Genomic DNA, 25520 nt, shown 5'->3' with positions numbered 1-25520 from the left:
ATGCAACAGATGGAACTTCAATACGTCGATGTGCTGATCATCGGTGCGGGACCGGCCGGCGCGGTGGCCGCCGGGCTGCTGCGCCAGCGCGGCATCGCGGTGCTGGTGCTGGAGAAGGAGACGTTTCCGCGCTTCTCCATCGGCGAGAGCCTGTTGCCGCAGAGCATGGAATACATCGAGCAGGCCGGCATGCTGCGCGCCGTCGTCGAAGCGGGCTTTCAGTACAAGAACGGCGCCGCCTTCGTGCGCGGCGACCGCTACACCGAGTTCGACTTCCGTGACAAGTTCACGCCGAGCTGGGGTACGACCTACCAGGTCCAGCGCGCACACTTCGACGATGTGCTGATCCGCGATGCGCAGCGCCAGGGTGCCGAGGTCCGCTTCCGCCACCAGGTCACGGCGGTCGAGCTCGACGGCGCTCGTCCGCGCGTGACCGTGCAGGGGGAGAATGGCGGGCCGTATCAGGTCGAATGCCGCCAGTTGCTGGATGCCTCGGGCTTCGGCCGCGTGCTGCCGCGCCTGCTCGATCTGGAATCGCCATCGAACTTCCCGGTACGCAGCGCGATCTTCACGCATATCGAGGACCGCGTCGCGCCCGGCGCATTCGATCGCAACAAGATCCGCATCAGCGTGCATCCGGAACATGTCGACGTCTGGTACTGGACGATCCCGTTCTCCAACGGCCGCTGCTCGCTCGGCGTGGTCGCCGAGAAGGCCTTTCTCGACCGCTATGCCGGCACCGACATGGAACGGCTGCAAACGCTGGTCGGCGAAGAGCCGGCATTGGCGGCGCTGCTTGCCGACGCGCGCTGGGACACCCCGGCGCGCCAGCTGACCGGCTATTCGGCCAATGTGCGGTCGCTGTGGGGCAAGGGCTACGCGCTGCTGGGCAATGCCGGCGAATTCCTCGACCCGGTGTTCTCGTCCGGCGTGACGATCGCCTTCAAGTCCGCGAGCCTGGCGGTGGACTGCATCGCCCGCGAGTTCGCCGGCGAGGCGGTCGACTGGGAACAGGACTATGCGCGCACGCTGAAGGCGGGGGTCGACTGTTTTCGCACGTTCGTCGAAGCCTGGTATGCCGGCTCCTTCCAGACGCTGATCTTCCACCCCGATGCCACGCCGGAAATCCGCCGCATGATCTCGTCGATCCTGGCCGGATACGCATGGGACCGCAGCAACCCCTTCGTGGTCGAGTCCAAGCGCCGGCTGACCGTGCTGGAGGAATTTTGCCGCGCCTGATCCAGACCGTGGTGGCCGCAGGACTCGTCGCCTGGCTGGCGGCGTGCGCCGGCCTGCCGCCATCGCCATCGCCATCCGCCGCAGCTGCCGCGCCCGTGCTGCGTCTGCAGCCGGCGGCGCTGCAGCGAACCATCGCCGTACAGCAGCACATCGAGGCGCGCTACCGGACGGCCGGTGGCCGGGTTGAAACGCGCGAGCTGATTGCGCTGCTGCAGGCCGACGCCAAGCATACGCGGCTGGCTGCGCTCGCAGGCGGGCAGGTCCTGGCTCGGCTGGACTGGGACGGCACACGGCTCGATGTCTCGCGCGCGTCCTGGGCGCCCGCGCAGCTCGATCCCGAGCGGATCCTCAGCGACCTGCAACTGTCGCTGTGGCCGCTGCGCGCTGTCGCGGACGCCTTGCCAACGGGCTGGACCGTGCGCGAGGGAGAAGGGCGGCGAGTGCTACACCATGGCGACGAGGTCGTCGCCGAGGTGCAGCACGCCGACGCCGGCACGCTGCGCTTCATCCAACATCGCGACGGCTATGCGCTGACGATCCGCACGCTGGCCGGTGGGGAGACGTCGCAATGATGTCCGGGCATACAACGCCACCGGTTTATCTGAACGCGATGGGCGTGCTGTGCGCACTCGGCAACGGCGGCGGCGATGTCCGCGCCGCGCTGTGGCGTGACGACGGACCACACGGAGGCGAGGTGACCGATCGCTTCACGCCCGGCAGGCCAATGCATGTCGGCAGCCTGCCATCGCCGCCGGCGCTGCCTGCAGATATGCCCCCGTCGCAGCGGACCCATGGCAACGCGATGCTGCTGCTGGCATTGGCGCAGATCCGGCCGCAGGCCGAGGCCGTGTCGAGCCGCTTCGGCCCGCGGCGCGTCGCCGTGGTCCTTGGCACCAGCACCTCCGGCATCCGCGAGGGCGGGGACGCCGTGCGCGCGCGCCTGGCACAGGGCCGCTGGCCGGACGCATTCGACTACGCCCAGCAGGAGCTCGGTACGACGGCGGCCTTTGTCGCCGCGCAACTTGGCGCGCGCGGCCCCGCCTACACGCTGTCGACCGCCTGCTCGTCCGGTGCGAAGGCGCTGGCGGCCGCGGCACGGCTGCTGAACGCCGGCATCGCCGATGCCGTGATCGCAGGCGCTGCCGATTCGTTGTGCCCGTTCACCATCGGCGGATTCAGTGCGCTGGAAGCGGTGTGCGCCGCGCGCACCAACCCATTCTCCGCTCACCGCGCCGGCATCAATCTGGGTGAGGGCGCCGCGCTGTTCGTGTTGTCGCGCGAACCCGGACCGGTCCGGCTGTCGGGCTGGGGCGAGAGCTCGGATGCCTACCATATCTCCGCGCCCGAGCCGGAAGGCAAGGGTGCCCAGCAGGCGATGCGGCAGGCCCTGGAGCGCGCCGGCCTTGCGCCAGCGCAGATCGACTATCTGAACCTGCATGGGACCGGTACCGGACACAACGACGCGATGGAGTCGCGTGCCGTCCATGCCGTGCTCGGGGCCGACGTGCTGTCCAGTTCCACCAAGCCGATGACCGGCCATGCGCTCGGTGCGGCCGGCGCGATCGAAGCCGCGCTGTTGTGGCTGACCCTGGTCGACAACGCGCACGGCCGGCTGCCGCCGCATTGGTGGGACGGCGTGCCTGATCCCGCGCTGCCGGCATTGCAGCTGGTGGGACCGCGCGATCGGCTCGGTCGGGCGGCCCGCCATGCGATGAGCAGCTCGTTCGCCTTCGGCGGCAGCAATTGCGCGTTGATTCTCAGTGCGGCGTGACGACGATGACCACGAACACGACCCCGAATACCATTGCCGTGCCGATGCCGGCGTCCGAGAGCGTTGCCGGCGATATCGCCGCCATGGTGCCCCATGGCGGCGCGATGCTGCTGCTCGATGCGCTGCTGCATGCGGACGAGGATCATGCGATTGCACGCGCCACCGTCCGGCCCACGCAGCTGTTTGTCGATGCAAACGGCATGCCGGCCTGGGTCGGCGTGGAGTACATGGCCCAGACCATCGCCGCGTGGTCCGGCGCGCGCGCCCGGCGCGGCGGCAGCGCACCCGCGATCGGCTTTCTGCTCGGTTCGCGCCGCTATACCTGCGACGTGCCGGCATTTCCCCGCGGCAGCGAGCTGACCATTACGGCCCGGGTCGAGCTGATCGGCGAGAACGGGCTGGGCATGTTCTCGTGCGCCATCGACATGGACGGGCGCGAGGTAGCCCGCGCCAACGTTTCCGTTTTCCAGCCTGCGGATGCGCAGGCTTTCTTGCAAGGACACAAGCCATGAGCGACCACACCGTCCTCGTGACCGGCTCCTCGCGCGGCATCGGCCGCGCCATTGCGTTGCGGCTCGCGCGCGAGGGCCATGACATCGTAGTGCACTGCCGATCCCGGCGCGACGAGGCCGAGTCGGTCGCCGACACGGTGCGCAGCCTCGGACGCGCCGCACGAGTGCTGGCCTTCGATGTGGCCGATCGGGAGCAGTCGGCGCGGACGCTGCAGCAGGACGTCGACGCGCACGGCGCCTACTACGGCGTGGTGTGCAATGCCGGCATCGCGCGCGATGCCGCCTTTCCGGCGATGACCGGTGCGGAGTGGGACGAGGTCATCCATACCAACCTCGATGCCTTTTATAACGTGCTCAATCCCGTGGTGATGCCGATGGTCCAGCGGCGCGCGCCCGGACGCATCGTCACGCTGTCGTCGGTATCGGGCCTGGTCGGCAACCGCGGACAGGCCAATTACAGCGCAGCGAAGGCCGGCATCATCGGCGCCACCAAGGCGCTGGCGATCGAACTGGCCAAGCGCCAGATCACCGTCAACTGCGTGGCCCCGGGGTTGATCGACACCGAGATGATCGACGCGGCCGTTCGCGACGAGGCGCTACGCCTGATTCCCGCGCGCCGCATGGGGACGCCGGACGAGGTCGCCGCCACGGTCGCCTTCCTGCTGTCGGCCGACGCGGGCTACATCACGCGCCAGGTGATCTCCGTCAACGGAGGGATGTTCGGATGAAGCGCGTCGTCGTCACCGGTGCCGGCGCCATCAGCGCGCTCGGCAACGACTGGGCCACGGTGGCTCCACGGCTGCGCGCCGGCCAGAGCGCCGTCGTCAGGATGGAGAACTGGAGCAAGTACAAGGGCCTGAACACGCAGCTCGCCGCTCCCGTTCCGGAGTTCGAGACGCCGGCGCACTACACCCGCAAGCGCACTCGCGGCATGGGGCGGGTCGCGCTGATGGCGGTGCTGGCCAGCGAGGCGGCGCTGCGCGACGCCGGGCTGTATGGCGACCCGCTGGTCGCCAGCGGCGAGCTCGGCATCGCCTACGGCTCGTCCACCGGCACGCCGGAAGCCGTGGCCGACTTCGGCCGGATGCTGCTGGACTGCTCGACCGAAGGCGTCAGCGCGACCACCTACATTCGCATGATGCCGCATACCACCGCGGTCAATATCGGCGTGTTCTTCGGCATCACCGGCCGCATCCTGACGACCTCCAGCGCCTGCACCTCGGGCAGCCAGGGCATCGGCTACGCCTACGAGACCATCCGTGCGGGGCGCCAGGTGGCGATGCTGGCCGGCGGTGCCGAGGAGCTCGACCCGACCGAGGCGGCCGTGTTCGACACGCTGTTCGCCACGAGCACGCGCAACGACGCCCCGCAGACCACGCCGCGCCCGTTCGACGCCGCGCGCGACGGCCTGGTGCTGGGCGAGGGCGCCGGGACGCTGCTGCTGGAAGAACTCGAACATGCGCGCGCCCGTGGCGCGCGCATCCTGGCCGAGGTGGTGGGCTTCGGCACCAACAGCGATGGCGCGCACGTGACACAGCCCAATGCGGACACGATGGCGCAGGCGATGCGGCTGGCGCTGCGCGACGGCGGCATCGATCCTTCGTCGATCGGCTATGTGAATGCGCACGGCACCGCGACCGACCACGGCGACGTGGCCGAGTCGCACGCGACTCATGCCGTGCTGGGTGCCGGCGTGCCGATCAGCTCCTTGAAGAGCTACCTGGGCCATACGCTGGGCGCATGCGGCGCGCTGGAGGCGTGGCTGACCATCGAGATGATGCGCGCGGGGTGGTTCGCGCCGACGCTGAACCTGACCACGCCCGACCCACGCTGCGCACCGCTGGACTACATCGCCGGAGAAGGACGCGTGCTCGAAGCCGACCACGTGATGAGCAACAACTTCGCCTTTGGCGGCATCAACACCTCGCTGGTGTTCCGGCGCTGGGCCGACTGAACGGCCCGTCTCGCGCCGGATTTGTTGAACCTCGACAACGACAAGGAAAATCATGAAGTTCGGTCATTACGCAAGCCGTGCAATCTTCGCCGCCATTGCTGCCGGTGCCATCGTCAGCGCTCCCGCCAGCGCCCGCGACACCAAGTACTTGCTGCCCATCCAGGATGTATTGGACATGCCGGAGGCCAAGGAGAAGCTCGACGGCTCCGTGCGCTTCTTCTTCGCCGGCCAGCGCACGCCCAAGGTGCTGGAGACCAAGGGCAGCGACGTGTCGAACCGCAAGACCAACGGCGTCGGCAAGAGCGATGAGGAGGCCTGCCGCTGGGCCGCACTGTCCGCGTTGCTGTCGTTCCAGGACAAGGCGAAGACAATGGACGCCAACGCCGTCGTCAACCTGGTCAGCTACTACAAGAAGAACGAGATGGCCAGTGCCGACCAGTACGAGTGCCACGCCGGTGCGGTGGTGGTTGGCGTCGCGCTGAAGGGCGACTACGCCCGCGTGGGCAACTGACCGTCCGGCGGCCGCGCGTGACGATCTCCATCCGGCTGCGATCGGTCAGCGCCTTGATGGCTGGCGTGGGTGCGAATGCCCACGCGTGGCTGTCACCGGCCGAGCGCGTTCGTCTGGCCGAGATCCGTGCGCCGCGGCGCGCGGCTCAGTTCGTCGCCGGCCGATGGCTGGCCCGCGCGTTGCTGGCGGAACGGTTCGGCGGCGTGTCCGGCGATTGGAGGATTGAGGCATCGCCGAATGGCGCGCCGCTCGTCGCGAGGCATGCCGACAAGCATGTTTCGATCGCGCATGTCGGCGACAGTGTCGCGTGTGCGGTGAGCAATCGTCCGATCGGCCTCGATCTGGAGATGCTCCGGCCGGGACGGTCGCGCGCGGCGCTGCTGGAGGCGATCACCGATGCCGCGGAACGGAGCATGCTGCTTGCCGGACGGAGGCACGATGCCGAAACGCTGGCCCTGGAGGCGTGGACCTTGAAGGAAGCCGCGCTCAAGTGCCGTGGCGGCGAGCTGTTCTCGACGATGCTCGGCCATCGATCCTGCATCCGGCCGGCCGGGTCCGCGCACCCCGGCATCCCCGCCAACGGATGCAGCTGGTGGCATGGCGACACCGTCGTTGCCGTGGTCAGCGACCCGTTGCTGCCGGAGCTGGACCACGACGGCGCCACGCCCGACGCCATGCGCCAGTGGCAGGTGGCGATGGCTGGCTCGGGCGCCGATTTCCCGCAACGATCGGCGGCGTCCTCGCCGCGCTGATCGTTCCGATGGTTCGGTCCGATTTCCCAAACGATCTTCCAAACGACTACCCAGACCATGCGTATCTCTTCGCAGTCCTCTTCCGACGCCGGCCCAGGTTCGGGCGGCAGCGTCCGTCACGCGACCGTGATCTTCGACGGCACGCCCCTGACGGTGGAGGACGTGGCCGCGCTGGCCCGTCGCGAAGCGGTGGCGGCCCTGTCGGCATCCCCGGCGTTCCGCGGCCGCATCGAACGCGGCATGGCGTTTCTCGACCGGCTGTTGGCGGAGGAGGGCCGCATTTACGGGGTCACGACCGGCTACGGCGACTCCTGCGGTGTCGAGGTGCCGGTGGCGATGGCGGATTGGCTGCCGCCGCGCCTGTACACCTTCCATGGCTGCGGCCTGGGTCGCATGCTCGATGCCGACGAAACTCGCGCGGTGCTGGCGGCGCGTCTGGCGTCGCTATGCCAGGGGTATTCCGCCGTCAGCCCGGCCTTGCTGGAACAGCTGACTGCCCTGCTGGCGAACGATGTGCTGCCGTGCATCCCGGCCGAAGGTTCGGTCGGTGCCAGCGGCGACCTGACGCCGCTGTCCTATGTCGCCGCGGTGCTGTGCGGCGAGCGCGACGTCATGGTGGAAGGCCGGCGGATGGCCGCGGCCGATGCGTTGGCTCAGCTGGGGCGCGCGCCGCTGCGTCTGCGCCCGAAGGAGGCGCTGGCCATCATGAACGGCACCGCGGTGATGACAGGCCTGGCCTGCCTGGCCTGGCAGCGCGCGCGCCAGCTGGCGCGGTTGGGCTGCGCGATCACCGCCGGCGCGGTCGCGGCGACCGATGGCAATCCCTATCACTTCGACCCGACGCTGTTTGCGGCGAAACCGCATCCGGGCCAGCTGCGTGCGGCTGCGGCGATCCGCGGCTGGCTTGGCGACGTGCACGCGCCGCGCCACGCGCACCGGCTGCAGGACCGCTATTCGCTGCGCTGCGCACCGCATGTGATCGGCGTTCTGGAAGACGCGCTGGATTGGTCGCGGCAGTGGATCGAAACCGAGCTGAACAGCGCCAACGACAATCCGCTGGTCGATCCGGACGAAGAGCGCGTGCTGCACGGCGGTCATTTCTACGGCGGCCATATCGCCTTCGCGATGGACGGCTTGAAGGCGGCGGTGGCCAGCGTGGCTGACCTGCTCGACAGACAGTTCGCGTTGATGGCAGACCCACGCCACAATCACGGCCTGCCCGCCAACCTGTCCGGTGCGACCGGCGACGACGCCTGCCTGAACCATGGCCTGAAGGCCCTGCAGATCGGCGTGTCGGCGTGGACTGCCGAGGCGCTGAAGGCCACCATGCCGGCCGCGTCGTTTTCGCGCTCGACCGAATGCCACAACCAGGACAAGGTCAGCATGGGCACCATTGCCGCGCGGGACTGCCTGCGGGTGATCGAGCTGAGCGAGCAGGTTGCCGCCGCGATGCTGGTCGCGGTGCGGCAGGGGGTGGCGCTGCGGCGCCGCGCCGGCGGCACCCCGCCCGCCGCGCTGGCGCCGTTCGAACAGCGGCTGAACGCCGCGATTCCCTTCCTCGAACAGGACCGCGCGCTGGACCGCGAGCTGGTCGCGTTGGTCGGCCAGATCCGGGAGGGCCGCTGGTGAACGGTGCGGCGGTATTCTTCCTGCAGGCCGCCATCGTCGTCGGCCTGCCTTATGCGCTGTGGCGGCTGTTCGGCAAGGGTCGCGTGCTGCCGCTGGTGGTGGTGCAGATCCTGGTCGGCATCGGTCTGGGGCCGACGGGGTTTGGACGCTGGTTTCCCGAAGCCTGGGCGACGCTGTTCGGTCCGCAGGCGCTGTCAATGCTCGGCGGCCTGCAATGGCTAGCGGTGACGCTGTTCTGTTTCCTGACCGGCCTGCACCTGCGTGAGACCGAGCTGGGCGGCCAGCCGCGAGCCGCGGTGGCGGCTGGCGTAGGCGGCATCGTGCTGCCCTTCTGTCTGGGCACCGCCGCCGGTGCCTGGCTGGTGGCGGATCTGCCGCAGCTGGCCGGGCCGAACGCCGGCCCGATCGGCTTTGCACTGGTGCTGGGCCTGTGCAGCGCGGTGACCGCGCTGCCAGTGCTCGCGGCTATCCTGCGCGAAATGGGGATGGCGAGCACCGGCATGGGCCATCTTGCGCTGCGCTGCGCCGCGCTGACCGATGGCGTGGTGTGGCTTGCCCTGGCGGTAGTGCTGGTCGGCCACGGCGAAGGTGCCGGGCCACTCGGTGTGGCCGCGCTCGCACTGACCTACCTGGCGGCCTGCCTGCTGGTGGCGCGGCCGCTGCTTGCACGCTGGCTGTCGCGCGATGGCTGGCACGCCGAACCGCTGCTGGCGGTGGCGCTGGTCACGGTGCTGGTATCGGCCTTTCTGTCGGAACTGGTCGGGCTGCACCACGTGATGGGCGGGTTTGTCGCCGGGCTGGTGTGGCCGCGACAGCATGCCTTGCAAATCAGGAAACTGCTCGAACCGGCGACGGTGGTGGTCCTGCTGCCTTTCTTCTTCCTGGCGGCTGGCCTGCGGACCACGGTCGGCATGGCCGATGGCGAAGTGCTGCGGGTCTTCGCGATCGCTGTGGTTGTTGCGGTGGTCGGCAAGACGGTTGGCGTGGCCGTGCCCGCGCGGCTGGCAGGGCTCGACTGGCGGCAAGCATGGACCTTGGGCGCACTGCTGCAGACTAAGGGCCTCGTCGAGGTCGTCGTGCTCGGCATCCTGCTCGACGCCGGCCTGATCGCCGGCCCGGCGTTTTCCGGCCTGTTGTGGATGGCACTTGCGACCACCGTATTGGCGCGTCCGCTTGCCGCCATCGCGATGCGCGCGAGGGGGAACGCCTGGCCTGTCGTCGCCGACCGCGCCGCCGAGCGCGGCTGACCCGCAGTCAGCATGGTGATGCGACTGGCTTACTGCTCGCTGTAGTTCCACAGCAGCCCACCGTCGATCACCAGCGTGGCGCCGGTGATGTAGTCGGCGTCGGCGCTGCACAGGAAAGCGGCCAGTCCCGCCACATCGCCCGGTTCGCCCAGCCGGTTCAGCGGGATATTGGCCAGCAGCGCGCGCAGCTGATCGGGGCGTTGCTGCAGGGCCTGGTTGATCGGGGTCTGGATCGCGCCGGGCGCGATGTTGTTGACGGTGATGCCAAGCGGCGCCAGTTCGATCGCCAGGTTGCGCATCAGCATGCGCAGTCCGCCCTTGCTGACGCAGTAGCTGGTGAAGTTGGGGAAGGGCAGGTCTTCGTGCACCGAGCTGATATTGACTATCTTGCCGCCGCGGCGCTGCTGTTTGCAGTGGTGCACGAACTGCTGCGACAGGAAGAACGGTCCTTTCAGGTTGACGTTCAGCACGCGGTCGTAGTCTTGCTCGGTGACCTCGCCGAACGGGGCGCGGATCTCGATGCCGGCGTTGTTGATCAGCGCATCGATCGAGCCGGCGGCCTCGGTGGCCTCGCGGAACAGCCGCTGGACCTCGCCGACGCCGCCGACATCGCCTTGCACCAGCCATGCCTGCACGCCGGCCTCGCGGATCTCCTTGCACACCTGCTCGGAACGTTCGTCGAGCCGATGCACGGCGACCACCACGTTGGCGCCTTCGCTTGCCAGCCGCAGCGCGATGCCGCGGCCGATGCCGGAGGCGGCGCCGGTCACCAGCACAGTCTTGCCTTGCAGTCTCATCTGCGCACCTCTTGACGGTGAGGCCGCCTAGGGGCGGCCGATGCTGCGGGACGGGATTATCCCGGTGTGAGTGGGTGCGCCGGCGTGAAGTTCCGGAAGCGCGGCGCATTCGGCCATGAAATGCGCTGCGTCAGCACCGCCGTCTAGTCCGCCATGCCGACCTCGGCAACCGCAGCGGCCGCGACCTCGGCCATCCGCCGATAGCCCACATCGCCCGGATGCAGATGATCGCCGCTGTCGTAGCGCGGCAGCATCGCCTGCGGACGCGCCGGGTCGCGGATTGCTGCGTCGAAGTCCGCGACGGCATCGAATTCTCCGCTGTCGCGTATCCAGGCATTGACCGCCTGCCGCAGCGCTTCCTTTTGCGGCGGCGCATCGTAGCCGCGGATCGGCGTGCCGGCCAGCGCGCCGGCGAACGGCGTGATGGTGGCGCCGATCGCCCGGATGCCGCGTTGATGCGCCCGCCGGATCAGCTCGCGGTAGCCCTGGATCATCGCGGCCGCCTGCGGCAACGGGGTGTGCGGGGCGAAGGTCGAGCCCGGCCAGCCGATGTCGTTGATGCCGATGGCGACGATCACCGCACGGATGCCACGCTGCGCAAGCACGTCGCGCTCGTAGCGCGCCAGCGCGGATTCGCCCATGCCGTCGCGCAACAACTGGCCGCCGGAGATGCCGGCATTGAGCACGGCGATGCCACGCGGCGCGAGCCGCTCGGCGAGGCCGTCGGGCCAGCGGCGGTTGGCGTCGACGGTCGAGCCATTGCCTTCTGTGATCGAATCGCCGATCGCGACCACGGCCCCTGCGTTGTTGCCCGCCTCTACCTCGATGGCGGCGACGAGCAGCCTGCCGCTGAAGGATGTCGCATGGGACAGCGTGGCATTGCGCGTTGCGTCGCCTGGCGACAGCCACGCGGTCTGCCGTCCATCCCAATGGAAGCCGCCTGGCCGGAACGGCTTCGGCAGATGCAGGCTGACCGCAATCTCGCTCAGCGGCGGCACGGCCAGCTCGATCGCATCGCTGGTCACGGCCGCGCCGGCCGGAATCGTGATCGACGGACTGCCGCCGAAGGTCGCCGCGCGATCAGTGCTTGCATCGATGCCATCGCGCCCTGCGGCAAGGGCCAGCCGCGCCGCGCCGATCGTGACCGGCTCGCGTCCATAACGGTTGGACAGCACCAGCCGCGCGCGCGTACCGCCCACGCTGACTCTGGCGAGCTGGCGCAGCGTCTGTCGGTACAGCCGTGCCGGCACGCCGGTCGGCAGCGGCAGTTCGCCGGCTTCCCAGATCGGCTGCTCGCTGGCGGTCCAGGTCGGCAGCCAGTGAGTCATGGGCGCCTCGGTGGCGAACGCGGAAATCGCCGCGGTGCCCACTACGACGGCGGCGCAGGTGCGCAGCGAGCGCTGGCGCAAGGCTTGGGGAAACGAAATCGGCATGGTTCAGGTGGTCCTGTGAAAGCCCGGCGGCAAGCCGGTACAGGCGTCAAGCTACGGTATGCCGATCCGTTGCAGAAGCTGGCAAAATGGCATGTCGCTCATTCGATATTGGAATAGGCTGCCCGATATTTGCGGTGCAGCGCAACGTTGTCGGGAATCCATGATGGACACCATCCGCGCCATGCAGACGTTCGTCCGCGCCGTCGAACTGGGCAGCCTGTCGGCCGTCGCGCGCGAACAGCAGGCCTCGCAGCCGACCGTCAGCAAGGTCGTGGCCGCGCTCGAGAGGCAGCTCGGCGTACGGCTGCTCGAGCGCAGCACCACCAGCTTGTCGCCGACCGAGGCGGGGCGCCGCTTCTACGAGCGCGCGCGGCGCGTGCTGGAGGAGTTCGGCGAGGCCGTCGGCGATGCGCAGGGCCAGGCCGAACGTCCTTCCGGACTGGTCCGGCTCAGCGCTCCGGTCAGCTTCGGCGTGCTGCGCCTGAACGCGCTGGTGCTCGCGTTCCAGCAGCAATATCCCGACGTGGAGGTCGAGCTGCTGTTCGACGACCGCTATGTCGACCTGGTAGCCGAGGGCGTCGATCTGGCGCTGCGGCTGGGCGCGCAGCTGCCGCCCAATGTGGTCGCGCGGCGCATCGCCGTGTCGCCGCGCATGCTGGTCGCCAGCCCCGTGCTGATGGGGCGGCATAAGCGCGTGCGCCGTCCCGCGGACCTGGCATCGCTGCCGATGCTGCGCTTCACGTGGCTGGCCGGCGGCAACGCGATCGTGATGGAAGGGCCGGATGGCACGGCCACGGTCGAGGCGCCATGCCGCTATCGGGTCAACAACTCGCTGGCGATGCGGGAAGGCTTTGTCGCCGGCGCCGGCTTTGGACTGACGCCGGCCTGGCTCGTGCAGGATCTGCTCGATGACGGCGTGCTGGTGCCCGTGTTGCCACGCTGGCATGGCTCCGCGCAGGAAGCCTTCCTGGTCTATCCGAGCCGCCGCTATCAGCCCGCCCGCGTGCGCGTGCTGATGGATTTCCTTGCCGAGCGCATTCCATTGCTGCCGGGAATGCAGCCCGTGTAACGCGCCCGGGACGGGACTACACGGACGCCACGATGGTGTCGCGCAGCCAGCGATGCCCCGGGTCGCGATGGACGCGCTCATGCCACAGCATCGACATTTCGTAGCCCGGTATCTCGATCGGAGCGTCGACCACCCTGATCCCGGCGGCATTGCGCACCAGGCGCGACGGCAGCATCGCGACCAGATCGGTGCTCCCCAGCACGGACAGCACGAACAGGAAATGCGGCACCGACAGGGCGACCCGGCGTGACAGCCCGCGAGCGGCCAGCGCCTCGTCGGTCGGCCCGTAAAAGCCGCCGCCATCGGGCGACACGATCACGTGCTCGAGCCTGCAGAACTGCGCCAGCGTCGGCTTGCGCTTCAGGCCGGGGTGCCCGGCGCGGCCGGCCAGCACATAGCGTTCGGTGAACAGCGGGCGGCGATGCAAGCCCTGCGGCGCCCCCTCGGTTGTATGGAAGGCCAGGTCGATCTCGCCGTGTTCCGCCTGCCGCGCCAGCAGCGACGGCACCGCCTGTACGATCGCCAGCCGGGTGCCCGGCGCTTCGGTGCGCAAGTCGCGCAGCAGCGGCAGCACGATGGTCGCTTCCGCGTAGTCAAAGGCCGCGATGCGCCAGGTGTCGCTCGCCTGCGCCGGATCGAACGGGCCCTGCGGGGATACCGCTTGCTGCAGCGCCTTCAGCGCTTCGCGCAACGGCTCGCGCAGCGCCTCGGCACGGGCCGTCGGCCGCATGCCGCGCGGACCGGGCAACAGCAGCGGGTCGCCCAGCGTGTCGCGCAGCTTGGCCAACTGTACGCTGACCGACGGTTGCGACAGGTTCAGCCGCTCGGCCGCGCGCGTGACGTTGCGCTCGGCCAGCAGCACGTCGAGCGTGATCAGCAGGTTCAGATCCAGCCGTCCGAAATTGTTCATGGCAATACCTGGAATTTCAGAAATTCATTTCCAATATACCGGACGCGACCCTAAGCTGGCCTTCTCTTGCAATGGGCAATGGAGGCTCACGATGAACATTCTTCTGGTCTATGCACATCCCGAGCCCCGTTCGCTGAACGGGGCCATTCGCGACTTTGCCGTCGAGCGGCTAAGCCAGGCCGGGCATACGGTGCAGGTATCCGATCTCTATGCGATGCGGTGGAAGGCCGCCCTCGATGCCGCGGACAATCTCGCCCATCGGGCCGGCGAGCGTTTCGATCCTTCGCTCGACTCCAGACAGGCGTTCGAAAACGGCACGCAGAGCGAAGACATCGCCGCCGAGCAGCGCAAGCTGCTGTGGGCCGATGCGGTGATCCTGCAGTTTCCGCTGTGGTGGTTCTCGATGCCCGCGATCCTGAAGGGCTGGGTGGAACGCGTCTATGCCTATGGGTTTGCCTATGGCGTGGGCGAGCACTCGGATGCGCGCTGGGGCGACCGCTATGGCGAGGGCACGCTGGCGGGCAAGCGCGCGATGCTGATCGTCACCGCGGGCGGATGGGAGCCGCATTACAGCGCGCGCGGCATCAACGGCCCGATCGAGGACATCCTGTTCCCGATTCATCACGGGGTCCTGCATTACCCGGGCTTCGACGTGTTGCCGCCCTACGTGGTCTACCGGACTGGCCGCGTCGATGCGGAACGCTTTGCGATCATCCAGCACGAATTGGGACAGCGGCTGGATCGGCTCGACACGACAGCGCCGATTCCATTCCGGCGGCAAAACGGTGGGGATTATGCGATTCCGCAGTTGACCTTGCGGGACGACCTCGCGCCGGGGGAGACGGGCTTCGGGGTGCATGTTGCGGGCGTGCACGAGGCACGCCCGCCGGCCGCATCGGCAATCGGATCCGATGCGGTGATGACGCCTTAGCGAGGCGTCAGCTCGATCCGCTTCTCCGCCGCCCGCTCGACCGCCTTGCGCGAATACACCAGCGGGAACGTCTGCCCCTTGGCCCACACCGGTGCCAGATCGCGGTAGTGCGGGTTGGCCGGGTCGCCCGATTGTCCCGGGGTATTGATCACGCGCCCCTGGTCCCAGTTGCCGACGTCGAGCACCATGCGGAACGACGCGCCCGCGGTCAGGTGGTAGTCGCTGTTGCGATAGCTGGTGTTCATCGGCGTGAAGGCGGACCCGCCGATGCCGCCCGCATCGACGTTGTACTGGGCGCGCGTGGCGTCGTCGACGATGCTGGCGAGCGGATGGCGGAAGATCGCGCGATGCAGCGCGCCCCAGTTGGCCAGTTTTTCCGGCGAGGGCGAACGCCGCTCCAGTTCGGCCATCGCCGCCTTCAGCGAGGTCAGCATGACCTCGTCGCGCCGCGCCACCGGCATCCACGTGTCCGGCTGCTCCAGCACCGCCAGCACGCGCGCCGCATCGCCGGCGCCGACCAGCCTGGCGGCGCCCTCCGGCAGCGCCGCGCGCACGACCGCGGGCCGCAGATGGTTGCTGAACCAGATCTCGAACAGCGCGGCCGGCACGCTGTCGGCCCGCACATTGCCGTCCCAGCCGCGCAGCAGCGCGACGGCGCGCTGCACCTGCGGGTCCTGCAGCAGCGATGCCGCGGCGCCGGCATTGCCGACGGTGCGCATCACGGCCAACGTGCGTTGCGCCGGCAGCGACACCGTGTCGTTCTGCCACGCGATCGAATCGCGCAGCGAGCTGACCGGTGCGGCCGCGACCAGACTCTTGAGCCGGCGCGCCCGCGAGCTGTCGCTCCATTCGTAGCCGACGCCGAGCTTCGCGGCCGGATGATCCGGCGGAATATTGTTCTCGTTCGCGGTGACGATATGGCCGGCGGACGGGTTATAGGCCCACGGCAGCTCGTCCATGTTGCGGTAGCCGGCCCACTCGTAGCGGCCGTCGCCCGGTACCGGGAACAGGCCGTCCCAATTGGGGCGGATCACCGTCAGGCCGCCCGGAATCCAGCCGATATTGCCGTTGCGGTCGGCGTAGACCTGGTTTTCGCCGGGCGCGCCCCAGCGATTCATCGCCGCGCGGAACTGGTCCCAGTTGGTCGCGCGCATGTAATCCATCGAGCCGAAGTAGGGCGCCATGCCGGCATCGAGCCAGGCCGCGCGCAGCGCCCAGGCGCGGTGGCTGGCATCGTCGGCATGCAGCACGGGGCCATGGCGCGTGAAGTCGATCGTGACCGTGCGCGGTTCGGCCTCGCCGCGGACCGCGATCTTTTCGGTGATGGTTTCCATCGGCTCCCAGCGTCCGCGATAGCGGTAGGACTTGGGCTGCGCGGGATCGGTCTCGTAGACGTACAGGTCTTCCTGATCCATGTAGAAGCGCGTCAGGCCGAAGGCGATCGTGCCGTTGTGGCCGATCGAGATGCCGGGCAGGAACGGCTCGCCCGCGCCGATCACCGACAGGCCCGGCGCATTCAGATGCGACACATAGCGCAGGCTCGGCGCGCCGTGCGACCGGTGCGGGTCGTTGGCGAGGATGGGCCGGCCCGTCGAGGTCCGGCTGCCGGCGATCACCCAGTTGTTCGAGCCGAGGCTGCGGCCGGTGTCGCTGTTCGCGTCGACCGCGGCGTAGAGCTGGTCGACCGGCACGCTACCGGCGGCCGCCTTCTGCCACGCTTCCTTCGGGAAGTTCGCCGCGGCCGTGGCCAGCGTATAGGCCTTCTTCAGCGCGGCGGCGGGCACCGCGCAGGGGTCCAGGCCCTCCGGCAGCGTCGGCGTGATCGGCGGATCGAGCTCGCGCCGCAGCCAGTCGGCGCGCGCTGCCTGCTCCTTGGCCTGGCAGTACAGCGTGGCGCGGTCGACCTCGCCGGTGAAGTTCAGCGTCAGGCCATGGTGGCGGATCCGGACGATGTCTTCGGCGCGCCAGCGCGAAGGCTTGTAGCCCAGCTGCTTGAACTCGCGCGGCAGCAGTTCGGGCTGCGCCTCGGTCAGCGCCACGTAGGCGTTGACGCCGGCGACGAAGGCCTCCGCCACGCGCTTCGCGTCCGAGCCGTAGGCCAGCCATTCGCGGTACATGTCGCCGCGGTACAGCACCGCCCGCGCCATGCGGTCGCCATCGACATAGGCGGGGCCGAAGTCCTTGGCCATCTCGCCGAGCCCGCGCTTGCGCCACAGGTCGATCTGCCACAGCCGGTCGCGGGCGGCGATGAAGCCTTGCGCATAGAAGGCGTCGTACAGCGTGCCGGCGTAGATGTGCGGCACGCCCCAGCGATCGATCAGGATGCTGGCCGGCTTCTCCAGGCCTGGGGCGGCATAGCGGTCGGTGGGCGGGGCCGCGGACGCCGTGCCGGCCAGCATGGGCAGGGCAGCGGCTGCGACGGCGAGTTGGCGGAGCAGGGTGGCGGCGGGCCGCCGGCGGACGATGCGCATCGGGTCTCCTTGCTTTGTTGGTTTTGATGGAGCGCGTGCCGGATGATGGCTCAGCGGAATCCGGCCACCGAAGCATAGCCGAGCGGGCAGCGGCATGGGGAAGGGATGCACGGTGATCGCACGGATCGCGGGCGATGCGGGCAAGACGGGCGAGGTGGGGCGCGTAAGGCCATGCCGTTGTCAAAATTGCACGCGGCGCGGTATGGCGCGCCGCAGCGAACGGCGCTGTTGCACCCGGCACGATCCGTGCGTGGTCAGCAAGACTTCAAGCCCTTCGAGTCATCGCCATGGCAAGGAAAGATGAGTACGGCACCAATGCCGAGGCCGCGCGCGCGTCGACGCGCGGCCGTCACCTGATCGCGCGCCCGATGCTGTGGGTGTTTATCGCGATCGTGCTGATCGGCCTGCTGATGCTGTCGTATTGGTAAGGCAGTCGGGCGACCGTCGAAGCGCGGTCCGCCCTTGGTGCGCTCAGGCGCCTACCGGCACGTACTTGTTCCGGTGGGCTTCCAGCCATTGTGCCGACGCGCTGGCGTCGTGGTCGGTCGGGTGGAAGTCGCGGCGGAAGTAGTCGCGCCATGCGCCGAACGTCTGCCGGATCAGGCCGCGCTTGCCGAACAGGAATCGCGCCGCGCCCGCCAAAGTGCGCCACTGCCACAGCGTGCCGTCGCGGCGCAGGTTGTCGACGGTCTGGCGCAGCGCATCGCCGAGGAAGGTGAGGCTGATGCGGCGGAACCAGGTGATGCGCCATGCGTGGGAGCCGCCCAGCGCCTGGTACAGGTCGAAGGCGGTATTGCGATGCTCGGTCTCTTCGGCGCTGTGCCACAGCCATAACGTCGCCAGACGCGGGTCCTGCTCGCCGAGCATGTCCGCGTTGCGCAGGATCCAGTCGGCAAAGATCGCGGTGAAGTGTTCGAACGCCGCGGTGATGGCCAGCGGGTGGCGCGGGTCCACGCCCTCGAGCTGCTTGAGCCGTTCCTTCGATCGGACCTCCCACGCATTGACCAGCCCCTGCCTGCGCAGATGCTCGTTGTAGAGGCCGTGCAGGCGGCGGTGCGTGGCCTCCTGGCCGACGAAACCCTGCACCTCGGCGCGGAAGCGGTCCTGCTGCTCTGGCGGCAGCGCCTTCAGGCCGTTGCGCACCGCATCGATAAAGAACTGCTCCCCGACCGGGAAGCTCATCGACAGCGCATTGAGGAAGGCCGTGCGAAAGGGATCGCCCGCGCACCAATGCCGCGGGATCGGCGCTTCCATATCGACGAGCAGGCGGCGAACGACGAGATGCGTCACGGTAGTCTCCCTGGGGTATTTGCCGGGAGCGTTGCCCGGCTGGTACTGCGGAGTACCGATCATGATGGCGCGGGTCGGTACTGTCAAGTACCATGGCGGCGGACCACGACCCGACCATGACGAGCCGCCCATGCACGTACCCGCCATCCTCACCGCCGGCACCGCGCCGGACCGCAGCGAGCATCGACGCCGCCTGCTCGAAGGCATGGCCGGCGCGGTCGCACGCAAGGGCTATGGCGAAGTCACCATTGCCGATATCGTGGCCGAGGCCAACGTCTCGCGCCGGACCTTCTACGAGCATTTCGATTCCAAGGCGGATTGCCTGATGGCGCTGTACGTCAGCGCGAGCCGGCATGCGCTGCAGGTGCTGCGCGACGCGATCGACCCGCGCCAGCCGTGGACCGCCCAGGTCGAAGGCGCGATGCGCGCCTATCTTGGCTACATGGCCGGCAATCCCGCGCTGCTGCGCACGCTGTTCATCGAGATCCTCAGTCTCGGCGGGCCAGGCCTCGCGGTACGCCGGCAGGTCCACCGCGAACTGGCCGAATTTATCCAGCGCACTGTCGGCACCGATCAGCGCCGCCGGCAGCGCCTGCCCTACGAGAGCGCACTGGCCCTGGTCGGCGCCGTGCACGAACTGGTGCTCGAGCGGATCGAGGGCGCGGGACCGGCACGGCTGGAGGCACTGGTGCCGACGGTGTGCGATCTGGTGCGGCGGATCGTCGGGGAAGAAGGGCGCGCCTCAACCTGATATCGTCCAGGGGCGTCGTCATCCCCGCTCGACCATACGGAGATTGGTTCCATGCCCGTGTTTCGCAACCTGGATCAGGAATCCCTGGACAAGCAGTACAACAACCGGGCCGCGGTGCCGCAGCACCCGGCCATCCTCGCACGATGGGCGGCGGAGGCCGCAGCCTTCCGCCAGACCCATGCGGTCGAGGAAGATCTCGCCTATGGCAGCGATCCGAAGCAGACGCTGGACTATTTCCGCGCCGGTGGGCCGGGCCGGCCGCTGCTGATCTTCATTCACGGCGGCTATTGGCAGGCGCTCGACAAGTCCGATTCGAGCCATCTGGCCGCACCGTATCTGGCACGCGGCATCGATGTGGCGATGCTCAACTACCGGCTGGCGCCGCAGGCGGCGATGGCCGACATCGTGCGCGACAACCGGGGCGCCGTGGTGTGGCTGCACCGAAACGCGAGGGTGCTGGGCTTCGATGCCGAGCGCGTCTTCGTGTCCGGCCATTCGGCAGGCGGCCAACTGGCCGGCATGCTGGCCGGTACGCAGTGGGAGGATTTCGGCCTGCCGGCGGACGTGCTGAAGGGCGCCTGCTCGATCAGCGGGCTCTATGATCTTGAGCCGATCCGCCTCTGCTATCTGAATCGCGTGATCGGCCTGACCGAGGCCGACGTCGCCGCCTACAGTCCGATGCGCCATCCGCCTGCGACCACGTTGCCGATGATCCTGACCGTCGGCGGCGACGAATCGGCGGAGTATCACCGCCAGCAGGCCGACTATGCCGCGCTGCTGCGGCAACGCGGCGTGCCGGTCAGCATCATCGTGCAGCCGAAGGGCCATCATTTCGATGCGCTGGAGCCTCTCGGCGATGCGCAAAGCGAGCTGACCGCCGCTGTATTGGCAATGATCGAAGCGACTGCCTAGCACGCGTTCAGGAGCGGGCCATCTGCGAATCCCCCGCCTTCGCCGGGATGCACAGCTCCGCCAGCAGTGCCACCACGAGCAGCGCCGCCGCGGTCAGGAACAAAAGCCGGTGCGATTGCCCGCTCGCATTGAACAGCGCGGAATAGGCGTAACCCGCGACGGCCATCGCCGCCGCCGACACGATGCTGGCGCGGCTCCAGGCGATGTTTTGCCGCGGCGCATGGTCCGGGACGAGTTCATGCACACGGGCCAGCGCCAACGGCACCATGCCGGGCGCGAAGGTGCCGATCACGACGGTCAGGGCACCGAGCACCAGCAGGTTGTCGGTGACATACACCGCGGCCAGCACGATCGCCAGCACCAGCGACACCAGCCTGATACCCGGACCGGCACCCAGCCGATCGGCGAGAAAGCCGTACAGCGGCGGTCCGGCGATGGCGCCAAGCCCATAGACCGCCCAGAACACCGCGCCCAGATGCGTGCCCGCGCCCAGGCCGCGGGCGATGAAGTCCACCAGGAATACCATCGGCACCACCGCGGCGGTCGCCATCAGCGCGTACTGCAGGAACAGCATCCACACGGCGCGGCCGAAGTGCGGCGTCGCGGACGGTGCCGGTCTTGCCGGCGCCGGGTGAGGCCGATCCAGCTGCCGTGGCGGCCACGCGAACCAGCTGGCCGCGGTCAGCAGCGCTGACACGATTGCCAGGCCGATCCAGGTTTGCGCCAGCCCCAATCGCAGCAACAGCGGAATGATGGTGCCCGATCCCGCAATGCCGAGCCCGAGACCGAGGAAGATGGCGCCGCCAGCGGCGCCTTTGCGCGCAGGCGGCACGTGCGGCAGGATGGTGCCGGCCACCAGCACCATGACGATCCCGCCGGCGATTCCCGACATGAAGCGCCACGCGAAATACCAGCCGAACGACAGCGGCACGGCACAGGCGAGAAAGGCGGCGGTGATCCATACCATCATCAGGCGCAGCGTGCGCTCGTTGCCCAGCCGCGCGCCGACGGTCCGGCCGATCCATGCACCGCAGACATAGCCGGCCAGATTGGCGGCGCCCAGATAGATCACGCTGGAAGCGGGAAACCAGTGCGCCTGGATCAGTTCGGGGATCAGCGGCGTGAACGCGAAGCGCGCCAGCCCGATGCTGTCGAGGCTGGCGCACAGGCCGGCGAAGATGTAGCGCCAGACCAGCGCGCGGTCCAGTTGTGCTGGCGTGTAGGAAGGAGGGTGTTTGGTCATGGGTGAGCGTGATAGGGAGGCAGGGCGCGCATCGTCCGGCGCCGGTTCGATGGATGGCTGATGTTTGACACTGTTGTCATGCTTGACAACTTAGTCAAGATTGACGAAGGTGTCAATCATCGGCTTAAATGGCAGCATGTTTTCAAGGGGCTTTGCCGCCCGAGCATTCGGAGAAACAGATGGCTGGGGTTCGCCAATTCGATGAAGGTCTTGCGCTGGACAAGGCGCTGGCGCTGTTCTGGCAGAAGGGCTATGCCGCGACCTCGATGCAGGAGCTGGCCGCGGCCACGGGGGTGCAGCGCGGCTCCCTGTACAACGCCTATGGCGACAAGGAAACGTTGTTCCTGCGCGTGTTCGATCTCTATCGCGAGCGCTTCGTCGGGCAGATGCGCGAGGCGCTGGACAAGCCGAGGTTGCGCGACGCGCTGCGCGGCTTCTTCGGCTGCGTGATCGCCTCGATGACCACGTCGATGGCCAGCGGGATGCCGACCCGCGGCTGCCTCAGCACCAAGACCGCCGTGGGCACCGAAGATCTGGAGGGGCCGCTGCGCGCGGCCCTGAAGGCCTTGCTCGACGATATCGAGCAGGTGCTGTTCGAGCGCTTGTCGCGTGAGGGCGAGCAGGCGCCGCTGGCACTGCCGCCGCGGCAGGCCGCCCGGCTGATCGTCACGTTCACGCGGGGACTGGTCGTGGTCGAACGGGTCTATCAGGACGAGAAACGGCTGCGCGCCACGGCCGACAATCTGATCGCCGTGCTGCTCGGGCCGCAATAACGCCTCTTCGCGATGGCCCGATGACGCGATGACCCGACCACCGCGGCGCGCCATTGTTCAAGCGGCGCCAACAGTGCTGCCAATGCCGGGGCGATGATCTTTTGGTCGGCGCCGCGCATAGTTCTCCCATGTCGCAACCCTTCCTCTCTATCCGCGACCCTTCCAACGGAGAACTGACATGAGCACCGACAATCTCACCGACAAGCGCGCCGGCAAGCCCACCAAAAACCAGGTCGCCATCGTGACCGGCGCCTCCCGCGGCATCGGCGCCGCGATCGCGCGGCGCCTGGCCCGCGACGGCTTCACCGTCGTCATCAACTATGCCGGCAGTGCCCGCGACGCCGAGGCGCTGGCCGGGCAGATCGAGCAGGCCGGCGGGCGCGCCATTACCGCGCAGGCCGACGTCAGCGACGGCGCGGCCGTCCGGCGCATGTTCGACGCGGCCGAGACCGCGTTCGGCGGCGTCGACGTGCTGGTCAACAACGCAGGCATCATGCGGCTCGCCACGCTGGCCGACAGCGACGACGCGTTGTTCGACAGCCAGGTCGCCATCAATCTGAAGGGCACCTTCAACACGCTGCGCGAGGCGTCGCGACGGCTGCGCAGCGGTGGGAGGATCATCAATCTGTCGTCGAGCATGGTCGGCTTGTCTCAGCCGACCTACGGCGTCTATGCGGCGACCAAGGCCGGCGTCGAGGCGATGACGCGCGTGCTGACCAGGGAATTGCGCGGCCGCAATATCACGATCAACACGGTGGCGCCAGGTCCCACGGCGACCGCGCTGTTTCTCGATGGCAAGCCGGACGAGGTGGTCGAGCGCCTGGCGAAGCTGGCACCGCTGGAGCGGCTCGGTCAGCCGGAGGACATTGCCAACGTGGTGTCCTTCCTCGCCGGTCCCGATGGCGCCTGGGTCAATGGGCAGACGCTGCGCGCAAACGGCGGCGTCATTTGATGCCGGAGTATCGCGCCGGCGCTAGCGGAAGCTGGCGCGATACTGCGCCGGGGAAATGCCAAGCCGCTGCTGGAACAGCACGCGCATCCGGTCCACCGTCACGAAGCCGCACTTGTAGGCGATCGACTTCAACGGCAGGGCGCTGCCCTCCAGCAGATTGCGCGCGATATCGATGCGCGCGCGCTCGATGAACGCATGCGGCGTCATGCCGGTATCCGCGACGAACAGGCGGACCAGATTGCGTCCGCTCATGCCGACTTCGGCAGCCAGCGCATCGAGCGTCAGCCTGGCGCTGATGTTGGCCATCACATAGTCCTGCACGCGGGCCACCGGCGAATCGGCCTGCGTGGGCGCCGCGGCCAGATAAGGGCTGAACTGCGACTGGCCGCCCTGGCGCTGCGCCACTACCACCAGCCGCTTGGCCACCGCCAGCGCCGCCGCGGCGCCGTGACCCTCCCGCACCAATGCCAACGCCAGGTCGATACCAGCGGTGACCCCGGCCGAGGTGACCAGCTTGCCGTCGCGCAGATGGATGCGGTCGTACTCGACCGTGGCGGCGGGAAATCGCTCTGCCAGGTGGGCGGCGTTCTGCCAGTGGGTCGTTACCGTCCGGCCATCCAGCAGGCCCGCGTGGCCCAGCACGAAGGCGCCGGTACAGACCGAACCATGCAGCCGCGCGCGCGATGCCGCGTTACGCAGCCACTTCGACACCGCGGCATCGGCCGGCGCGGTGGGCAGCCCGGGGCCGCCTGCCACCAGCACGATATCGAGGCGTGGCGCTTCGTCGTTCAGCGACAGGTCCGGCATCAGCTGCATGCCGTTGGACGCGCGCAGCGGCTTGCGTGTCTTGCCGACCAGCACCGTCTGATAGCGGTCCTTGGGCCCGATAAAGGCATTGGCCTCGGCGAAGACGTCGACCGGACCGGCGACATCCAGCGCCTGCACGCCGTCGAGCATCAAGATGGCTACGGTGGTTACGCTCATATCGTCGATGTCCCGAGGCTGTCCTGAAGTGCGCTCATGATGTCCTGATCTGACGGAATCGCACCATTGTAGCCAACGACCGCGCCAGCCAGAATGAAAGCGCAAGCCCGGGCCGCCGAGGTCGACGATAAGGCGGGCCGGCTGGCATCCCACTTTCCACTCTTGCGATGGCGACCGCATCGTGCGCCGTGCCGATGCCCCGCCATGCCAATCCTTCAGGAGCAATAACGATGGCTGAAATCATTGCCGGCATCCGCGTGCCCGACAGCGCGATGGCACGCGCCGCGACGCAACTGGTGCGCGATACCGAAGACGACCTGCTGTACCACCATAGCCGCCGCGTGTTTTTCTGGGGCGCGCTGACCGGCGAGCGCAAGGCGCTGGCCTATGACCCGGAGCTGCTCTATATCGGCGCGATGTTTCATGACATGGGGCTGACGCAGCGCTATGCCAGCGACAATCTGCGCTTCGAAGTGGACGGCGCCAACGCGGCGCGCGATTTCCTGAAGGGGTATGGCATTGCTGAACGGGATATCGACGATGTCTGGGCGGCCATCGCGCTGCATACGACCCCCGGCATCCCCGAGCATATGCGCCCGACGGTGGCGCTGGTCACGGCGGGCGTCGAGATGGATGTGCTGGGGCTGTGCTATCACGACTTCACCGGCGAGCAGCGCGACCACGTCTGCCGGCATCACCCGCGCGAGCACAACTTCAAGGAAAGCATCATCGACCATTTCGCCGAGGGCACACGCCGCAAGCCGCTGACGACGTTCGGCAACGTCAAGGCCGATGTGCTGGCGCTGAAGGACCCGAACTATCAGCGCCTGAACTTCTGCAGCATCATCCTGGGGTCGGCCTGGCCGACCTGATCCGGCCGGGCAGGGACCGGGCGCACGAAGGGTTCGCGCATGCCGGGTCGCGAATCCGTGCTAGCGGCCCGGCCGCGGACCCTTGGCCGCGAACTCCGCGACGAGCGGGCCATACTCCTCCATCTGCGGAAACTTCGCGAAGCTGTGCGCCGCTCCGGTCTTTGCCCAAGGCAGCGCCTCGCTCGTATAGGTTTCGACGTAGGGCGCGAACCAGGCGGCATCGTCGAGCATGGTGGGGCGAACGTTGACAAAGCCCATGCTGGGTTCCATCTCGGTAAATACCCAGCTCTTGCACCAATCGCAATGCCGGTGGTGCACCTGCTCGCCATGCATGCCACCGACGACCGGCTCGCCATCGGTCACGCGAAAGCCGGCCTCGGGAATCGCCATCGACAGCGAGAAGGCGCTGGCGCTCATTTTCTGGCAGCCGGTGCAATGACAGGCCATCGTCAGCAGCGGCGGCGCGGTGACTTCAAAGCGCAACCGTCCACATCGGCATCCGCCGGTCCAGGGCAAG

27 protein-coding genes are annotated in these 25520 nt (G+C 68.4%); 19 read left to right on the top strand and 8 right to left on the bottom strand.

Annotation, left to right across the window (positions count from 1 at the left end):
• Window positions 1-9 precede the first annotated feature (9 nt).
• Genes M1D55_RS05820 through M1D55_RS05775 form a run of 10 tightly spaced genes read left to right on the top strand, consistent with a single transcriptional unit; the run spans window position 10 to window position 9615 of the window.
• A complete protein-coding gene (locus M1D55_RS05820) occupies window positions 10-1239 on the top strand; it encodes an NAD(P)/FAD-dependent oxidoreductase (RefSeq protein ID WP_456281312.1) in 1230 nt (409 codons plus the stop codon).
• The gene (locus M1D55_RS05815; protein ID WP_023264795.1) at window positions 1227-1811 is read left to right on the top strand and encodes a DUF3261 domain-containing protein; all 585 of its coding nucleotides are present in this window, start codon (window positions 1227-1229) and stop codon (window positions 1809-1811) included. The genes M1D55_RS05820 and M1D55_RS05815 overlap by 13 nt, the downstream gene beginning before the upstream one ends.
• Complete coding sequence (locus M1D55_RS05810; protein WP_456280359.1) at window positions 1808-3010, top strand: beta-ketoacyl-ACP synthase; 1203 nt, start codon at window positions 1808-1810, stop codon at window positions 3008-3010. The genes M1D55_RS05815 and M1D55_RS05810 overlap by 4 nt, the downstream gene beginning before the upstream one ends.
• A 5-nt stretch (window positions 3011-3015) precedes the next feature.
• Complete coding sequence (locus M1D55_RS05805; RefSeq protein ID WP_456280358.1) at window positions 3016-3522, top strand: ApeP family dehydratase; 507 nt, start codon at window positions 3016-3018, stop codon at window positions 3520-3522.
• The gene (gene fabG, locus M1D55_RS05800; protein WP_232204997.1) at window positions 3519-4250 is read left to right on the top strand and encodes a 3-oxoacyl-ACP reductase FabG; all 732 of its coding nucleotides are present in this window, start codon (window positions 3519-3521) and stop codon (window positions 4248-4250) included. The genes M1D55_RS05805 and fabG overlap by 4 nt, the downstream gene beginning before the upstream one ends.
• Window positions 4247-5476 carry a beta-ketoacyl-ACP synthase gene (locus tag M1D55_RS05795; RefSeq protein ID WP_456280357.1) on the top strand — a complete coding sequence of 410 codons (1230 nt, stop codon included), beginning with the start codon at window positions 4247-4249 and terminating at the stop codon, window positions 5474-5476. Before fabG ends, M1D55_RS05795 begins: the two co-directional genes overlap by 4 nt.
• Window positions 5477-5528: 52 nt before the next feature.
• A complete protein-coding gene (locus M1D55_RS05790; RefSeq protein WP_456280356.1) occupies window positions 5529-5987 on the top strand; it encodes an excinuclease ATPase subunit in 459 nt (152 codons plus the stop codon).
• Window positions 5988-6004: 17 nt separating this feature from the next.
• Window positions 6005-6739, top strand: a complete 735-nt coding sequence (locus M1D55_RS05785) for a 4'-phosphopantetheinyl transferase family protein (protein WP_456280355.1) — start codon at window positions 6005-6007, stop codon at window positions 6737-6739.
• A gap of 57 nt (window positions 6740-6796) precedes the next feature.
• Window positions 6797-8368, top strand: a complete 1572-nt coding sequence (locus M1D55_RS05780) for an HAL/PAL/TAL family ammonia-lyase (protein WP_456280354.1) — start codon at window positions 6797-6799, stop codon at window positions 8366-8368.
• Window positions 8365-9615 carry a cation:proton antiporter gene (locus tag M1D55_RS05775; RefSeq protein WP_456280353.1) on the top strand — a complete coding sequence of 417 codons (1251 nt, stop codon included), beginning with the start codon at window positions 8365-8367 and terminating at the stop codon, window positions 9613-9615. The genes M1D55_RS05780 and M1D55_RS05775 overlap by 4 nt, the downstream gene beginning before the upstream one ends.
• 29 nt (window positions 9616-9644) lie before the next feature.
• Here M1D55_RS05775 and M1D55_RS05770 read toward each other — a convergent pair whose 3' ends face one another.
• Together M1D55_RS05770 and M1D55_RS05765 are read right to left on the bottom strand one after the other, a co-directional pair.
• Window positions 9645-10412: an SDR family NAD(P)-dependent oxidoreductase gene (locus M1D55_RS05770; RefSeq protein ID WP_006577068.1), complete on the bottom strand. Its 768-nt coding sequence runs from the start codon at window positions 10410-10412 to the stop codon at window positions 9645-9647.
• Between the two features lie 143 nt (window positions 10413-10555).
• On the bottom strand, window positions 10556-11740 hold the full coding sequence (locus M1D55_RS05765) for an SGNH/GDSL hydrolase family protein (RefSeq protein ID WP_456280352.1): 1185 nt from the start codon (window positions 11738-11740) through the stop codon (window positions 10556-10558).
• Between M1D55_RS05765 and M1D55_RS05760 the strand changes: the two genes are divergently transcribed.
• Both M1D55_RS05760 and M1D55_RS05755 read left to right on the top strand, forming a co-directional pair.
• Window positions 11739-11864: a hypothetical protein gene (locus M1D55_RS05760; protein WP_456280351.1), complete on the top strand. Its 126-nt coding sequence runs from the start codon at window positions 11739-11741 to the stop codon at window positions 11862-11864. The two genes, M1D55_RS05765 and M1D55_RS05760, sit on opposite strands and share 2 nt — an antisense overlap.
• Window positions 11865-12008: 144 nt before the next feature.
• Window positions 12009-12914 carry a LysR substrate-binding domain-containing protein gene (locus M1D55_RS05755; protein ID WP_456281311.1) on the top strand — a complete coding sequence of 302 codons (906 nt, stop codon included), beginning with the start codon at window positions 12009-12011 and terminating at the stop codon, window positions 12912-12914.
• A gap of 16 nt (window positions 12915-12930) precedes the next feature.
• On the opposite strand, the gene M1D55_RS05750 is transcribed toward M1D55_RS05755, so the two are convergent.
• A complete protein-coding gene (locus tag M1D55_RS05750) occupies window positions 12931-13824 on the bottom strand; it encodes a LysR family transcriptional regulator (RefSeq protein ID WP_456280350.1) in 894 nt (297 codons plus the stop codon).
• Between the two features lie 91 nt (window positions 13825-13915).
• Here M1D55_RS05750 and M1D55_RS05745 point away from each other — a divergent pair, with 91 nt between their 5' ends.
• Window positions 13916-14755, top strand: coding sequence for an NAD(P)H-dependent oxidoreductase (locus M1D55_RS05745; RefSeq protein ID WP_456281310.1), 840 nt, complete (start codon window positions 13916-13918; stop codon window positions 14753-14755).
• Here the strand turns inward: M1D55_RS05745 and M1D55_RS05740 are convergent.
• Window positions 14752-17226: a penicillin acylase family protein gene (locus tag M1D55_RS05740; protein WP_456280349.1), complete on the bottom strand. Its 2475-nt coding sequence runs from the start codon at window positions 17224-17226 to the stop codon at window positions 14752-14754. The genes M1D55_RS05745 and M1D55_RS05740 overlap by 4 nt on opposite strands.
• Window positions 17227-17513: 287 nt before the next feature.
• On the opposite strand from M1D55_RS05740, the gene M1D55_RS05735 reads away from it, so the two are divergent.
• Window positions 17514-17654: a hypothetical protein gene (locus tag M1D55_RS05735; RefSeq protein WP_023264801.1), complete on the top strand. Its 141-nt coding sequence runs from the start codon at window positions 17514-17516 to the stop codon at window positions 17652-17654.
• Between the two features lie 43 nt (window positions 17655-17697).
• Here the strand turns inward: M1D55_RS05735 and M1D55_RS05730 are convergent, their stop codons facing one another.
• Window positions 17698-18516: a metal-dependent hydrolase gene (locus tag M1D55_RS05730; protein WP_064576629.1), complete on the bottom strand. Its 819-nt coding sequence runs from the start codon at window positions 18514-18516 to the stop codon at window positions 17698-17700.
• 130 nt (window positions 18517-18646) lie between these two features.
• Between M1D55_RS05730 and M1D55_RS05725 the strand changes: the two genes are divergently transcribed.
• Window positions 18647-19267 carry a TetR/AcrR family transcriptional regulator gene (locus M1D55_RS05725; protein WP_064576628.1) on the top strand — a complete coding sequence of 207 codons (621 nt, stop codon included), beginning with the start codon at window positions 18647-18649 and terminating at the stop codon, window positions 19265-19267.
• 51 nt (window positions 19268-19318) lie between these two features.
• Entirely contained in the window at window positions 19319-20179 is an 861-nt protein-coding gene (locus tag M1D55_RS05720; RefSeq protein WP_064576627.1) for an alpha/beta hydrolase, read from the top strand.
• Between the two features lie 7 nt (window positions 20180-20186).
• Here M1D55_RS05720 and M1D55_RS05715 read toward each other — a convergent pair whose 3' ends face one another.
• Window positions 20187-21422 carry a YbfB/YjiJ family MFS transporter gene (locus M1D55_RS05715; RefSeq protein WP_064576626.1) on the bottom strand — a complete coding sequence of 412 codons (1236 nt, stop codon included), beginning with the start codon at window positions 21420-21422 and terminating at the stop codon, window positions 20187-20189.
• 179 nt (window positions 21423-21601) lie between these two features.
• Between M1D55_RS05715 and M1D55_RS05710 the strand changes: the two genes are divergently transcribed.
• Both M1D55_RS05710 and M1D55_RS05705 read left to right on the top strand, forming a co-directional pair.
• Complete coding sequence (locus tag M1D55_RS05710) at window positions 21602-22195, top strand: TetR/AcrR family transcriptional regulator (protein WP_064576625.1); 594 nt, start codon at window positions 21602-21604, stop codon at window positions 22193-22195.
• A gap of 178 nt (window positions 22196-22373) precedes the next feature.
• Entirely contained in the window at window positions 22374-23147 is a 774-nt protein-coding gene (locus tag M1D55_RS05705) for an SDR family oxidoreductase (RefSeq protein ID WP_456280348.1), read from the top strand.
• A gap of 21 nt (window positions 23148-23168) precedes the next feature.
• On the opposite strand, the gene M1D55_RS05700 is transcribed toward M1D55_RS05705, so the two are convergent.
• Window positions 23169-24131, bottom strand: coding sequence for a GlxA family transcriptional regulator (locus M1D55_RS05700; protein ID WP_456280347.1), 963 nt, complete (start codon window positions 24129-24131; stop codon window positions 23169-23171).
• Between the two features lie 230 nt (window positions 24132-24361).
• Here M1D55_RS05700 and M1D55_RS05695 point away from each other — a divergent pair, with 230 nt between their 5' ends.
• Window positions 24362-25003: an HD domain-containing protein gene (locus tag M1D55_RS05695; RefSeq protein ID WP_006576408.1), complete on the top strand. Its 642-nt coding sequence runs from the start codon at window positions 24362-24364 to the stop codon at window positions 25001-25003.
• A 60-nt stretch (window positions 25004-25063) separates the two neighbouring features.
• Here M1D55_RS05695 and M1D55_RS05690 read toward each other — a convergent pair whose 3' ends face one another.
• Window positions 25064-25486, bottom strand: coding sequence for a GFA family protein (locus M1D55_RS05690; RefSeq protein WP_006576407.1), 423 nt, complete (start codon window positions 25484-25486; stop codon window positions 25064-25066).
• Between the last annotated feature and the right edge of the window lie 34 nt (window positions 25487-25520).

The sequence above is a fragment of the Cupriavidus sp. JZ107 genome (assembly GCF_053903255.1).
This window is presented reverse-complemented; position numbering and strand designations above follow the sequence as displayed.